The 13776-nt window shown below is 48.6% G+C and carries 13 protein-coding genes; 1 reads left to right on the top strand and 12 read right to left on the bottom strand.

The features are described from left to right. From ACI955_RS16555 to ACI955_RS16530, 6 genes are all read right to left on the bottom strand, one after another. Positions 1–146 (bottom strand): type IV pilin protein (locus ACI955_RS16555; RefSeq protein ID WP_415244851.1); only part of this gene is annotated, 146 nt, incomplete at its 3' end. Further along, positions 128–3943, bottom strand: a complete 3816-nt coding sequence (locus ACI955_RS16550; RefSeq protein ID WP_415244849.1) for a pilus assembly protein — start codon at positions 3941–3943, stop codon at positions 128–130. The genes ACI955_RS16555 and ACI955_RS16550, both read right to left, overlap by 19 nt. Positions 3944–3972: 29 nt before the next feature. After that, positions 3973–4503 carry a PilX N-terminal domain-containing pilus assembly protein gene (locus ACI955_RS16545; protein ID WP_415244848.1) on the bottom strand — a complete coding sequence of 177 codons (531 nt, stop codon included), beginning with the start codon at positions 4501–4503 and terminating at the stop codon, positions 3973–3975. 8 nt (positions 4504–4511) lie between these two features. Next, the gene (locus ACI955_RS16540; protein WP_415244847.1) at positions 4512–5549 is read right to left on the bottom strand and encodes a PilW family protein; all 1038 of its coding nucleotides are present in this window, start codon (positions 5547–5549) and stop codon (positions 4512–4514) included. 10 nt (positions 5550–5559) lie between these two features. After that, the gene (pilV, locus tag ACI955_RS16535; RefSeq protein ID WP_415244846.1) at positions 5560–6000 is read right to left on the bottom strand and encodes a type IV pilus modification protein PilV; all 441 of its coding nucleotides are present in this window, start codon (positions 5998–6000) and stop codon (positions 5560–5562) included. Next, on the bottom strand, positions 5997–6506 hold the full coding sequence (locus ACI955_RS16530; RefSeq protein WP_415244845.1) for a GspH/FimT family pseudopilin: 510 nt from the start codon (positions 6504–6506) through the stop codon (positions 5997–5999). The genes pilV and ACI955_RS16530 overlap by 4 nt, the downstream gene beginning before the upstream one ends. A gap of 146 nt (positions 6507–6652) precedes the next feature. Between ACI955_RS16530 and ACI955_RS16525 the strand changes: the two genes are divergently transcribed. Continuing rightward, entirely contained in the window at positions 6653–7156 is a 504-nt protein-coding gene (locus ACI955_RS16525; RefSeq protein WP_415244844.1) for a GspH/FimT family pseudopilin, read from the top strand. Positions 7157–7161: 5 nt separating this feature from the next. Here ACI955_RS16525 and ispH read toward each other — a convergent pair whose 3' ends face one another. From ispH to murJ, 6 genes are all read right to left on the bottom strand, one after another. Beyond that, a complete protein-coding gene (gene ispH / locus ACI955_RS16520; RefSeq protein WP_415244850.1) occupies positions 7162–8109 on the bottom strand; it encodes a 4-hydroxy-3-methylbut-2-enyl diphosphate reductase in 948 nt (315 codons plus the stop codon). Positions 8110–8171: 62 nt separating this feature from the next. Then, positions 8172–8624, bottom strand: a complete 453-nt coding sequence (gene fkpB, locus ACI955_RS16515; protein WP_415244843.1) for an FKBP-type peptidyl-prolyl cis-trans isomerase — start codon at positions 8622–8624, stop codon at positions 8172–8174. Positions 8625–8645: 21 nt separating this feature from the next. Beyond that, on the bottom strand, positions 8646–9170 hold the full coding sequence (gene lspA / locus ACI955_RS16510; RefSeq protein ID WP_415244842.1) for a signal peptidase II: 525 nt from the start codon (positions 9168–9170) through the stop codon (positions 8646–8648). Beyond that, positions 9163–11985, bottom strand: coding sequence for an isoleucine--tRNA ligase (gene ileS / locus ACI955_RS16505; protein ID WP_415244841.1), 2823 nt, complete (start codon positions 11983–11985; stop codon positions 9163–9165). The genes lspA and ileS overlap by 8 nt, the downstream gene beginning before the upstream one ends. A 99-nt stretch (positions 11986–12084) precedes the next feature. After that, on the bottom strand, positions 12085–13014 hold the full coding sequence (gene ribF, locus ACI955_RS16500; RefSeq protein WP_415244840.1) for a bifunctional riboflavin kinase/FAD synthetase: 930 nt from the start codon (positions 13012–13014) through the stop codon (positions 12085–12087). A 136-nt stretch (positions 13015–13150) separates the two neighbouring features. Next, positions 13151–13776: murein biosynthesis integral membrane protein MurJ (murJ, locus tag ACI955_RS16495; protein ID WP_415244839.1), on the bottom strand; the 626-nt coding region annotated here is incomplete at its 5' end.

Below are 13776 nucleotides of genomic sequence, written 5' to 3'. Positions count from 1 at the left end.
CTCGCTTCCGTACGCCGCGACTTAGCCACTTGCTCTTGATAGGAGGGATAGGCGACAGAAGCCAAAATACCGATTATCACTACAGTAATCATAAGCTCTATTAAACTAAAGCCTCGCTTAGAATGTATCACTGCAGTTGTCTCCATGACTGCCGACCGGAAACGTCGCTTCCTCCGCCCGTCTCTGTAATCACTCCAATCGTACCACTGGTACCCGACGTATACTTATATTCGAGCTCGCCGGCGCCGATGATACTTGGCGTTTTAATCATCTCCGGACCCCCAATACCACTTACAGGATAATAGTCTCCCTCAAAGAGAGCTAAATCCAACAAATCCACTTTACCATCGCCATTAATATCTAATACTGGATCACCGATACGACCACCGGTATCAGCATCTAACTCCATCAAAAAACTGCTACCACCGAAACCACAGACACTTTCCGAGGGAATAATAGTGGCGAAGATAATTCTGCCGTTGCGAAGCACGGCTTGTGAAACGACGCGCTCGCCGGTGCGCGCTTTCGACGGCGGGTACAAGGATAAATGCCAGCCATAGGTCGGCGGTGAACCGGCGCTATTGTTAGTTACAATGCGAATTTGATTTGTAGAGATTGATCCATTTTTGGTTGTAGCCGTCCCTTGAAATTCAATCGATTGCGAAAGCAGCTTATCCCTGCCAGTAAAGCTGGCACCATTATCACGAATACCATAAAAATCTTGGATTTGCGGCGTTGCGGGCAACACTGCGTCGCTGTTTTCAAAATATTTGCCCGTACCGAAGTAAATCATATACCCACCTTGAGGGTGGTCGCCTACTGTGGGACGAGAGGTAATCGGTTGAGGATTACCGTCTAAATCAACAGCGGTATAAAGAGGTGTTGCAACCCCTGCCGTCTTATAGCCCACATCCCACTGGCTATTATTTGTTCCCCTTAAATCGAACTTCCAAAGATTGCCCTTCAAATCACCTGCGTAGACAAAATCGGTGACTCGGTCATTATTGACATCGACGGGGACTAGCGTTGCCAAGCCATTATCGGCGCCACTTACGCCAGTATTAATTGCCTTTATTAATGCGCCGGTCCCCAAATCAACAACGAAGAGTTTAACGGTATCACCAGAATTATAACCATTACCAAAGATCGCGACCCACTTGCCTCCCGCCGCAACGCGGGCGATGGCAGGCTGGCTCATAGCAACACCTAATTTATCAGAGGCGGTGGTCGGTGTCGCGAACTCCCAAAGAAAGTTAGATGCCCCTAAGGTGTCAGGATTTGTAACATCAATCGCAAAAACAGATCGACCACCGGCCGCAGTCGAGCCAACTAAAATCGACTTCCAAGCGCCACTCAAATAGGCGTCTAATACCCGAGGTGAGCCATCTACAATATAGGAGTGATCGTACTCAGGCGCAGTCAGTTCAGCTAACTTCGGATACGCAGAAACAGGAATGTAAGCAAATTTCTCAACACCCGTGGCGGCATTAAACCCATGCAACATTCCATCATTCGCGCCAACATAAATCATCGAGGTACGTGCGGCCTTAGTCGCAAGAAAACTTGCGTAACTTGAGCCTTCAAGCCCCGGTAATTTGTTGTAAACAAAGTTTTCGTTTTGACCAACGAAAAATGGATCTGAATTAATAATGTCACCCAGAATTGTTGAGCGCTCTCGGAACTTAGTGCCCTCGCTGCTCTTGTCGCCTCGCAGCCACGCGAGACGCGCCTGGCCATCAGCAATCGATTCACCAGCGATAAGCTCATTCTGTTGACTTGTCGCTAATTGGCTCCAGTTCGTATCAGTGAACGCAATTGCCTTATTTGTGAACCCCTGTTGATCACCTACACCGGTTATAATATTTCTAGAAGCTGGCGCTGGAATACCACCTTTATTGGTATCCCATACAGCATTATTAAGAGTACCGTCACTATTCAAAGAATATGCAATAATACGACCAGACCACTCCAAGCTATTAAAGCTAGCTTGATAAATTAAGGTTCCCGAATCCAATCGCGTCGAGTTTGCGGCGACAGAAGAGGCAGAAGATTTACTTTCATTAGCAATCGTTTGCAAAATCGCGCCAAGCTTATTAGCAAAGACCTCTGGCTCTGAGGCACTAAAAAAACCGCCCCGGGTATTAACAGCCGCATGGAGTAAATCATCAATTTTATGAACTTCATTCGATGTTGGCTTAGGCCAAGTGATTGTATCGCCGGACGAAATCGCGGCAAATGCTGTATCTGGATCAACCGTACCAAAAACCCCAAGGCCCACACCAAAGGTGGTCATATGCTGCCAGAATGCCGGCGAAGTTTTAGATACCGCAACCACATTGGGCATATCGGTGCGCAGATCATTTTTCCAATAATACATAGCCGCATCGGCTAGCGTACCGGACTCTCCGTCGGTAAATGGCGACACCTTTTTATAGCTATAACTCGCACCAGTGGGCCCAGTTTGAGTAGGTCCATCAGTACCATCATTATTATTATTTGGCCCGCCACTGGCAGCAGAGCCAGACCAGTAGCCGTCTGTCATTAATACCGTATAGTTTCTTCGGCACTCCAACTGGTCAGAGTTGTCATCCACACCGGGATCGGCGCCCCAAGGTCCCTTATTATCCTTTCTTGAGAAATACTTACCCGCATAATCCACCGCTAAGCGTAATGGTGTTCCTGCATTTGGAATCTCACGTTCATATAGTGATTTGTAAAAATTAGTTCGTGCTTCGCCGTCAAAAGCGCGCACGCCATTAACAATCACTTTGGTCTTTTCACCATCTATGGTGGTTTCGTCTTGGTTAATACTGCCAAAGCCAACTCGCATTCCTACACCCTGCTCAGCAAAAGCATAGCCGCTGCCGCCCCGGGCAGTTAAAACACGTGAACGATAGTAGGTATACCAGTTTGCGAAATTCTGTATTTCCTGAGTGTATGTACAAGAAACAGACCCATCATCGCTCTCATCACAGTCATCACGGTTTTCACGACCATCACCGGTATATGTCTGGCCTGAACGAATCTCAACTTCTTTGAAATTACTCCAAGACCAATCACTACCTGTACCGTTGTACCAAAAATATTTGGCTGGCCAATATTTTTTTGCGCTTGTTGTATAATTACAGTAACCAAAGCTATTACAATCGTACCAGCGCACACTATTATAATTATCGTTGGCTTCTGTGGTTAATTTTCGGCAATACTTTGAATCAAAACTAGTTGTTGGCCTATCTGGATTATGAAGGGCACAAGACGGATTTGAATCGGGGTACAAGCTCCCATCTGCCTTAATCCAAGGTGCATAAGTTGAGCCAGGGTTGTAGTAAACGGAGTTTATTTGTGGCGATCGCGAGCGTGCATTAAACCCTGAATTATCATTAACAGTGGGGACATAGTTGCGGTAGTCATTACCTTTATAGACGCCATCTGCCCTAGGAAAGATATATCGAGCACTACTATAAATAATACTATCTGGCATCAACTCAAATTGCATTGAACCTGAGTCATCCAAAATATACATAACATTGGGTTCAGCAGCCTGAGTTAAAAATAATGGGTTCTGGGCGATATCATCGTTCACCGGATCAACCGAAGAGCAGTCTGTCTTCTCGCCTTTAACAGTAAATTTGGCCTTACATTTTACATCATCATTTCTACTGTTATAAACAGTCAGCTTATTATCATTAAACGCATACTTTCTATTAGGACATTGTTTATTTTTATTAACATCGACATTCACTATTTCAGTGATTTCTCTTAAATTCGAGAATGTATAAGTTTGATTAGCCTTCTTCTTACCGATAGACTTACTAGTCACTTGCTCGATAATACAGCTACCTGCAGCATCGGCAACGGGCACATTAATCAAGCTCAGCCAGATAGATCCCATAGCAAGAAATAATAAACTAATGTGCTTATTATGTTTCTTAGATATAGCCATAGCTTTTTCCCGACTCAATTTGCGCGCACTTAATTATTTCTCTTATATGTCGTACTTAGCACAACCATACTGCGGTTACTTACCCCGTAGCCCCGTGCGGTTACGCGATAAAAGACTAGGGGCGTGATGGGTTTATCAGAATCTAATATTTCATTTTCGCTTGCTATACTCCCTAGCTCTTCAACAAAGTATTCTGGCGGTTGTGCGGCGTAGGAAATCACATCTGTAGCCAGAACTTGCCAACCTACTGAGGAATGCTTAGACCAATCTGGTCCAACACAGGCAGTCGCAGTATCTTTAGGATCCGCGCACAGGCGATATAAACCACTGCTGCCATCAAATGGACCCACATTTATTTGTGACAAAGCAGCTTCGGCAACACGCAACCCAGCTTCAGCTGCCTGAAATGCTAATTTGGTATCTTTAGCATTGCCCGCCATCCGCTCTTGTAAGGTCGAGGACTGCATAGACGTTGCAGCGATAATGGTGAGTATTAGCATAAATACAAGACTGACAATCAATACCGCGCCGCGTTGTCTACCAGCACTATTTCTTTTCACGCCACACTTCATGGCAATTTATTCCTAATAGCAAATACATTGGTGAATATTTGTCTAAAGCGGCCGTCCGTATTGGCAACAACACTCCCATTTAAGTCAACAATTGCCTGTGCATTAGAGCCACCAGTCTTACCAACAACATTTTCCTCATTTGCCACCAGCTGCAAGGCTATCCGAACACTTAACACATCTTCCCAATCCGTCACCGCAGCCCCAGTTTGGTAGGCATCCACAGCTCTATCAGCATCGGTATCTACACCATAGCGTATCTGCATATCCTCAACACCCTCGACCAACTCTACCGCGGCACTGATTGCACCACCGCTGCCAGCGATAAGACGTCGCATGTAGAGAGCATTTATCGGCAGCCCTCCCGCTGTATCTCTTTCGGTATCGCGAACAAAGTAATCAACACTTTCAAAGGCAAACACTTCGGCGTCGGTTTGGTAGAGCTTACTTAGGTTGTTGCTTGAGTTAAGTCCCTGGGCCTGAGAGTGGGCTAAAGTCGCTGCGGCATTGCCGTTACTGCCAAGATTATTCACAACCCGAAATACATCTGCGCTAAGGCAATCACTAACCATGACGTAATCCCCAGTTTCAAGACTAAGGCTATTGTTTTCAATTTGTAAATTCGCATTGTTAGTCGCCATATTACCGGTGACCTTTACACTACTTTCAGACGCTTTTTTAATATGCAACAAGTCACTACCGGGCACGGCTGATAAGACATTGCCAGCGGCCACATTATCTTCACCCACCAGCGCCGTTGCCATACCAAAATCAACTGCGCTTGCCGGCACAGCAATGACGTTAACATTGATGTTACCAATGGAGCTGCAGCCCATATAGCCTGCCATCCTAATTTCTTCACCCAGAAAGCGCATTGCGAAACGTGCATTTTCTTGAACTTGCGCTAATGAGTCTTGAACTTTAGAACTGGTACTCGTGGCGAGAAAAACTTGAATAACCGCGGTACTTAAAAATAAGCCCAGCGTGATAGAAATCATCAGCTCGACAAGACCAAGCCCTCGCTGTGACAACTTCATATACACCCCTTCACAGCCTAGTCTGGAAAATAAAGGTTTGATTGTCGCTGGCGCTTAATTCGCGGGTCTTCGACAGTCGACTCTCGTCCCACTGAATAGAAATAATAAAATTAGTGTTATCTCGCTCTATGGAAGCATCACCCGCCGGAAGCCGTAGGGCAATTTCCTGTAGCCAGTCCTGCACGTCAATTTGATAAATAGCCTTACCTGTCGGCGCGTCATTATTCATGGCCAAATCATAACGTCCGGCCAAGGCATCGGCCCGATTAGCGCGCAGACGGTCTGAGATATCATTAGCAAGGAAAACGGCGGTGGACCGAGTGGCGGAGGTTTGATTAAACTTTACTGCATTGAGCTGCATCGCGGCGGCGCCGAGTACACCTGTCGCCGTTATTAATACCGCGACAAGCACTTCGATTAAGGTTACGCCCCGCTGTCGACTTCTATTCACGAGCAGCTCCTTTCGGACACACTCACCTGACCAATAGGACTGACGCTAATATTGCGATCACGGGAACAATATTCTGGGGATGTGCGATATGAAATCACTATTACGGCGGCATCATTGAGAAAACCATCGCGGCTAAATGCGATAGTATTTACGGCGGTGCCGCCGCGATCACTTGTAATCGCCGCGCCACCGCTGACCGCGGCACTTTTTTGAATGGCTTCGCCATCGTCATAGCTGCCATTGCCATCGGTATCAACCCAGCTCAACCAACCGTTAGCCCAGTTGCCATCTATTGCGCTCAAACTCACAGGGGCAGCCCGCACCACCGACTCGGAGCGTGCAGCCACAAGGGATTTTATAAGCTTTTGAACCACCGCGCGATCACGAGATTCATCGATAAACTGGCTTAAGCTAGGCACAGCAACAACCGCTAATACTGAGGCGATCGAGACCGTCACTATCAACTCGATTAAGGTAAATCCCCGGTTTCCACTGCTAAGCTGCATTAGACGCACCTGTGTAAACTTGACATATCTCCGCATAGTTCTAGATTAGACTAGCTTAGTACTCATTTAAACCTAATCAGTATGGCAGCTGACACATAAACAGGTAGGTGTACCTAAGTTAAATCCAATATGGAAAGGAATCCATTGTGGAAAACCGAGGGTTTTCATTGCTCGAACTTATTGGCGTACTTGCCATTACCTCAATACTGGCGCTTAGCGCGGTGCCCGCTTTCTATGCTCTGATTCAAGAACATCGCTTGCGCGCAGCCGGACAGCAGCTTTTTAGCCTACTCACTAGCGCCAGAGCAACCGCAGTATTGCGAAGCAAGCAAATCACAGTGTGGAATGAAGATGGCGACTGGTCTAGCCACGTCGCTCTATTTGAAGATGACAATAGCAATGGCGAGAGAGAGCCAAGCGAAATAATCTTAGCTCGTAATCCAGCTCAGAAGAATGTCTCTATCACCGGAAACCGCTGGGTAGCGAATTATGTCAAATTTGCCCCTGACGGCAGTGCAACAACGGCAAACGGTGCCTTTCAAGTTGGAACAATTACCGTCTGTAGGCCAGATCACAGCGAAGTATACCGGCTTATTATCAGTATTGGCGGGCGGGTGAGAATGATTAAATCAGAAATAGCTGAGTGCTGACGGGCTTAAGAAACCTCAATCAAACGCAACTCTTTTGGCAGCGAGAAGGTAATATTTTCAGGACGACCATCAAGCTCTACAGGGGCGGATGCGCCCAGTTCGCAAAGCCGATCAATGACCGCTTTGACCAGTACTTCCGGTGCAGAGGCGCCGGCGGTAATACCGATTTTGGGCTGCCCCTCAAGCCATTCGGGACGAATATCTGCTTCACTATCAAGCAAATAAGCACGGCAGCCAATACGTTCGGCCAGCTCTCTCAGGCGGTTGGAGTTAGAGCTATTTGGTGAACCTACCACCAGTACCACATCCACCTGCTGCGCTAACGTTTTTACCGCATCTTGGCGGTTTTGAGTGGCATAGCAAATATCGTCTTTACGTGGACCCTCTATATTGGGAAATTTACTGCGCAAAGCCTTAATGACCGCGGCAGTGTCATCCATAGATAAGGTGGTCTGGGTAACATAGGACAAATGGTCTGGGTCTTTTACTTCAAGCGCCAAGGCTTGCTCAACGTCTTCTACAAGGTAGATACCGCCACCTAGGGATTCGTCATATTGCCCCATTGTGCCCTCAACTTCAGGGTGGCCCTTGTGACCGATCAATACGCACTCATGACCCGCGCCACTGAAACTAACCACTTCCATATGCACTTTTGTCACTAGCGGACAGGTGGCGTCAAAGACTTTCAAGCCGCGGCGATCAGCCTCGTTGCGAACCGCCTGCGATACGCCGTGAGCACTGAAAATCACTATTTTATCGTCTGGCACTTCGTCCAGCTCATCAACGAACATGGCACCGCGTTGGCGCAGGTTTTCAACAACAAATTTATTGTGTACAACCTCGTGGCGCACATAAATCGGCGCGCCAAACACGTCTAAGGCACGGTTGACAATCTCGATGGCGCGATCCACTCCAGCACAAAATCCACGAGGATTCGCCATTTTTATTTGCATTTTATCGCCCGAGCTAGTCATTACGTCACCATGTTCAGATTACTGTCTTTCACCAATGGATATTACTTGCCATCAGCCTGCGCGCTGACGCTTAAAATTTCAACACGGAAACTCAGCTTTCGACCGGCCAGCGGATGATTAAAATCTACCATCACATCTTCGTCGCTCACCTCGCTCACCACACCCGGCACCTCGGCGCGGGCCGCATCAGCAAAGGAGATCACCAAGCCTTCTTCCAGCACCATATCGGCGCTAAACTGGCTGCGCGGAAAACGCTGAATATTCAACGGGTTGCGCTGACCAAAACCGTCTTGCGGCTCCAAAATAAAGGTCTCTTTCGCGCCCGCTGTTAAACCTAGTAATTTGGCCTCTACACTGGGAAGCAGGCTGCCATCACCAAATACAAAATTAGCCGGCTTACCACCAAAGGTAGAGTCCACCAAATCGCCATCAATGATACTAAGAGAAAAGTGCAAACTAATTTCGGTAGCCGGTGCTACGCTAACATTCGTCATGATCAATACATTTCCACACAGCTATTCATGCTGATTTTCCGATTCAGGATTTACCACCATATCGAGCAACAGTAGGCAGGCACCCACGCTAATACCCGCATCGGCAATATTAAAGGTGGGGAAGTAGCTATCTCCCCAATGTACCGATACAAAATCAATAACATATCCAAGAAACAGACGATCCCACAAATTACCGAGAGCGCCACCTAAGACCAAGGCTAAGGCAAGCGACAGCAGCCACTGTTCACGCCGCAAGCGCATCAGCCATACACAAATATACGCGCTCACCGCCAAAGCGATCACCGAAAAGAGCCACCGCTGCCAGCCGCCGGCGTCACTCAAAAAGCTAAACGCCGCGCCAGGATTGTAATGCAAAGTAATATTCAGCACCGGAAAAATCTCTACCGGGCTGGCGTAATCCAACATGGTATTGGCGAAATATTTAGTGATTTGATCAAGCACGACCACCGCGGTTGCCACTAGTAGCCAAAAAAACCGACCACGGCGCTGGGCAGCCATTTCGCTATTTACTCCATCATCATGCATACAAACGCACTTCCCCGTCACCGTCGACGTTATCTATACAGCGAAAGCACAGTTCAGGATGGTCTAGAGCCTGACCAACATCCTCGCGATGGTGCCAGCAGCGTGCACACTTAGTCCCTTCGCTAACCGCCACGCGAACCTGCAAACCTTCAATATCAGTCGCTATCGCTTCGTTAACCGCAGATAAAGGCGCTAAACGAGCAGCTGAAGTAATCAATACAAATCGCAGTTCATCACCCAGAGCATGCAAGGTTGTCATTAGTGATTCATCGCAGAATAAAGTGACTTCTGCCGCCAAACTGCCGCCAACAAAACCTTCCTTCTTCGCGCCTTCCAGCACTTTATTGACCGCGGATTTAACATCTTGCACGGTATTCCAAAAATCATTACCCATGTCACTATCAAGCGTCATTTTACTCAAACCGGTATACCATTCAGCGGCAAATACTGTGCCCGAATGCTCACCCGGCAAATGCTCCCACAACTCGTCTGCGGTGAAACTTAAGATGGGGGCAATCCAGCGCGTAAGGGCTTCGGCAATATGGTACATAGCAGTCTGCGCAGAACGCCGCGGCAGACTATTGGCTTTAGTGGTGTACTGGCGATCTTTAATAATATCTAGGTAAAAGCCACCCAATTCCAATACGCAGAAGTTATGCAGCTTTTGATAGACCAAATGGAATTGATAGGCTTCATACGCCGCCATAATCTCTTCTTGCAATACCGCCGCACGATGCATGACCCAGCGGTCCAGTGCCAGCATTTCTGATGGCTCTACAGCGTGCTCGGTCGGGTCAAAGCCGGCCATATTAGAAAGAAGGAAGCGTGCGGTATTGCGAATCCGACGATATGAATCTGCGGTACGCTTAAAGATTTCGTCCGACACCGTCATTTCATTGCGGTAATCGGTTGCCGCTACCCAAAGCCGCAAAATATCGGCACCCAGGGTGTTCATGATTTTTTGTGGCGCAACCACATTGCCCACCGACTTGGACATTTTCCGACCTTGCGCATCTACCGTGAAACCATGGGTAAGCACCTCTTTATAGGGTGCTACACCGGTAGTCGCCACCGAGGTCAACATGGACGACTGAAACCAGCCGCGATGTTGATCCGAGCCTTCCAGATAAAGATCGGCGGGGAACTGCAGATTATCTAGCTGCGACAATACCGCGAAATGAGTCACCCCAGAATCAAACCACACATCCAGGGTATCGCTCACTTTACTGTATTGCGTCGCCTCGTCACCGAGCAGCTCCGCTGCGTCTAAGTCGAACCACGCTTGAATACCGCCAGCCTCAACGAGTTTGGCTACTTGCTCGATCAGCTCAGCTGTGCGCGGATGCAATTCAGCTGTTTCGTTGTGAGCAAATAGCGCAATGGGCGCGCCCCAAGTCCGCTGGCGAGAAACACACCAATCAGGTCGCTCTTGCATCATCGACTCGATGCGCGCACGTCCCCAACTCGGCGTCCAGGCTACGGTATCGACTGCAGCCATCGCCATGTCGAGCAAACCATTTTGCTTCATGCTGACAAACCACTGCGGTGTGGCGCGGAAGATAATCGGGCTCTTATGACGCCAACAGTGCGGGTAGCTATGCTCAAAATGTTTACAGTGCAGTAATCGACCGCGCTCAGTCAGGACCTCGATCACATTGTCGTTCGCCTTAAAGACATGCTGACGTTCAAATAACTCGGTGCCCGCTAAAAATGTGCCGTTGGCCGCCACAGGGTTGTACACTTCAAGACCGTATTGTTTGCCCACCACGTAATCGTCTTGACCATGCGCTGGTGCGGTGTGAACCGCCCCGGTACCTGCGTCGGTAGTTACATGATCGCCGAGAATGACTGGGACCTGCCGGCTATAAAACGGATGCTGCAACTGCAAATTTTCCAGTGCCGCGCCTTTGCAACGTCCCACAATGGCAAAATCTCCGACACCGTAACGTGCCATAGTCGATTCATGCAGGGCATCGGCTAGTAGCAACACCATCTTGCCACCGCTTTCGCCGGTAAAACTCACCCACAGATAATCCAGCTCAGCGTGTAAACACACCGCCATATTAGCGGGTAAGGTCCACGGCGTGGTGGTCCAGATCGCCAGATTCAATTCACCATCAATGTCGGCGGACAAACCGCTTTTTGCAATAGCTGCATCGCGATCAACAATCGCAAATGCCACGTCGATTGCCGGTGAGGTTTTATCTTTATATTCAACCTCAGCTTCTGCTAACGCCGAACCGCAATCCATGCACCAATGCACCGGCTTAAAGCCTTTGTGCATATGGCCGTTTTCAACAATTTTACCCAGAGCGCGGATAATATTGGCTTCAAAATTGAAGTCCATGGTCAGATACGGTCTATCCCAATCGCCAAATACTCCCAAACGTTTGAAATCCTCGCGCTGGCCATTCACTTGCTTATAGGCGTATTCGCGACATTTCTCACGAAAAGTGGCCGCGTCAACTTTATGACCGGCTTTACCCACTTTCTTCTCTACGTTCAGCTCTATTGGCAGGCCGTGGCAATCCCAGCCCGGCACGTAGGGGGCGTCAAAGCCACTTAAGGTTTTTGACTTAACAATCATATCTTTAAGAATTTTATTTACCGCATGACCGATATGAATATCGCCATTTGCGTAAGGCGGCCCATCGTGGAGAATAAATTTCTCGCGGCCAGCGCGAGCTTCGCGAATTTGCTCGTACACGCCCTCTTCCTGCCAGCGTTTAAGCATACCGGGTTCGCGTTGCGACAAGTTCGCCTTCATGGCAAAGCTCGTCTCGGGTAAGTTCAGGGTGTGCTTGTATTCACTCATATAGGTGTTCTGTATTTTCCAAAGGTCGATACGATGAGACCCTCTTGCACGCTTGTGTCTTGCCCGTGCAAAGGCCCCACTATGAATTAAAAGCTTGGGCTAAAGATTAAAATAGCTTCGCGCCTGCGCTACATCTTGGGTGATTTGCGCCTTGAGTGCATCAAGCCCGTCAAATTTGTGCTCATTCCGCAGTTTCTTACGGAATACGACCTTAATATTGCGGCCGTAAATATTCTCTTCAAAGTTCAGCAGATGAACTTCTAAAATCGCCTTGGACAAGTCACCCACCGTCGGCCGCACACCGACATTGGCGACACCCGGGCGCATAACACTATCTGCACCGTAGACTTCCACAGCAAATACACCCGACAAAGGCGAGCGCAGTCGGTGTAGCTCCATATTTGCCGTTGGTGTACCAATGATCCGACCTAACTGCTGACCAACAATAACGCGCCCTGAGATACTGTAGCGCCGCCCGAGTAAACGCTCAGCCATTTCAAAATCAGCATCGGCCAAGACCTCACGGATACGGGTGCTACTAACTCGCTCACCTGTCACTTCTAAGGTCGAGGTGTCCACAACGTCAAAGCCGTCTTTTTTGCCAACCTTGCGCAACAAATCGAAATCACCACTGCGGTTGCGTCCAAAACGCAAATCGTCGCCAACCACAATGTATTTAACACCCAAGCCGACCACAAATAGCTTGTAAATAAACTCATGGGCGGTCATATCGCGAAAGTCAGGTGTGAAACTAATCCTCATTACCCGATCAATCCCCAAATCCCGCAGAGCAATAAACTTCTCGCGAAAACTCATTAAGCGCGCCGGAGCTTCATCGGGCGAGAAAAATTCTCGGGGCAAGGGTTCAAAAATAATCACCGTTGACGGCAAACCCATTTCTCGACCCTTGGCAATTAACTGGCGCAATACCGCCTGATGTCCCAAATGAACACCGTCAAAAGCCCCTATCGTGGCTACACAGCCACGATGACGAGGACGAAAATGTTGAAATCCGCGGATTAACTCCATGGCTACCGTCTTATTACTCAGCAAAGCGAGAGATTATAGCCCAGCGTAGGCCCGACTAAAACGCCAGTCTTCGTGAGTCTTGCCGCTGCAAGCTAATATCGCTATACCCGCGCGCTAAAAACCATACTTTACAGCCTTAATGTGCGACCGGCCCTTTGAGATCTCGCAGCCGTAAACCGCAGCCAAACATCACTAAGACGTAAGCTCCACCGCCAGCGACGCACAAGACCAATAAGTGCAAGGCGCGCTCCCATACACTCCAAGCCTCCCAGCCAGTGAACCACTGGAGGCCATAATATAAGCAGGCACTCATTGCCACCACGGCGCCCAGCAGCTGCAAACAATAGCGGCCCCAGCCAAGTAAGGGCGTGAAACTCGCATTGCGACGTAAACCGCGATACAGCAAACCCGCATTAAGCCAGGCCGAAGCCGCTGTTGCCAACGCAAGACCAGCATGACCTACCTGCCAGTAGTGGTGCAATGGAATGACGAAGGCGATATTCATCACCATATTCGCGACCATCGCGATAATACCAATACGCACCGGGGTCTTGGTGTCTTGGCGGGCATAAAAGCCTGGGGCCAGCACCTTAATTAACATAAACGGAATCAATCCCAAGGTGTAGGCACGCAGACTCAAGGCCGCCATCGACACGTCGCGCATCTGTAACTCACCGTACTGAAACAAGGTAATTAAAATTGGCTCGGCAAGTAGCATTAGCGCCACAGCAGCGGGCACTGCCATAAGCAATACACCGCGCA

The sequence above is a fragment of the Zhongshania sp. genome (assembly GCF_047636175.1).
Lineage (GTDB): Bacteria > Pseudomonadota > Gammaproteobacteria > Pseudomonadales > Spongiibacteraceae > Spongiibacter.
This window is presented reverse-complemented; position numbering and strand designations above follow the sequence as displayed.

Bases quoted from the DNA above. Each gene is read 5' to 3' on its own strand.
- ACI955_RS16540 (WP_415244847.1), bottom strand. From the start codon at position 5,549: ATGAAGTTGTCACAGCGAGGGCTTGGTCTTGTCGAGCTGATGATTTCT.
- fkpB (WP_415244843.1), bottom strand. From the start codon at position 8,624: ATGACGAATGTTAGCGTAGCACCGGCTACCGAAATTAGTTTGCACTTT.
- lspA (WP_415244842.1), bottom strand. From the start codon at position 9,170: ATGCATGATGATGGAGTAAATAGCGAAATGGCTGCCCAGCGCCGTGGT.
- ACI955_RS16530 (WP_415244845.1), bottom strand. From the start codon at position 6,506: ATGCAGCTTAGCAGTGGAAACCGGGGATTTACCTTAATCGAGTTGATA.
- ribF (WP_415244840.1), bottom strand. From the start codon at position 13,014: ATGGAGTTAATCCGCGGATTTCAACATTTTCGTCCTCGTCATCGTGGC.
- ispH (WP_415244850.1), bottom strand. From the start codon at position 8,109: ATGCAAATAAAAATGGCGAATCCTCGTGGATTTTGTGCTGGAGTGGAT.
- ACI955_RS16550 (WP_415244849.1), bottom strand. From the start codon at position 3,943: ATGGCTATATCTAAGAAACATAATAAGCACATTAGTTTATTATTTCTT.
- ileS (WP_415244841.1), bottom strand. From the start codon at position 11,985: ATGAGTGAATACAAGCACACCCTGAACTTACCCGAGACGAGCTTTGCC.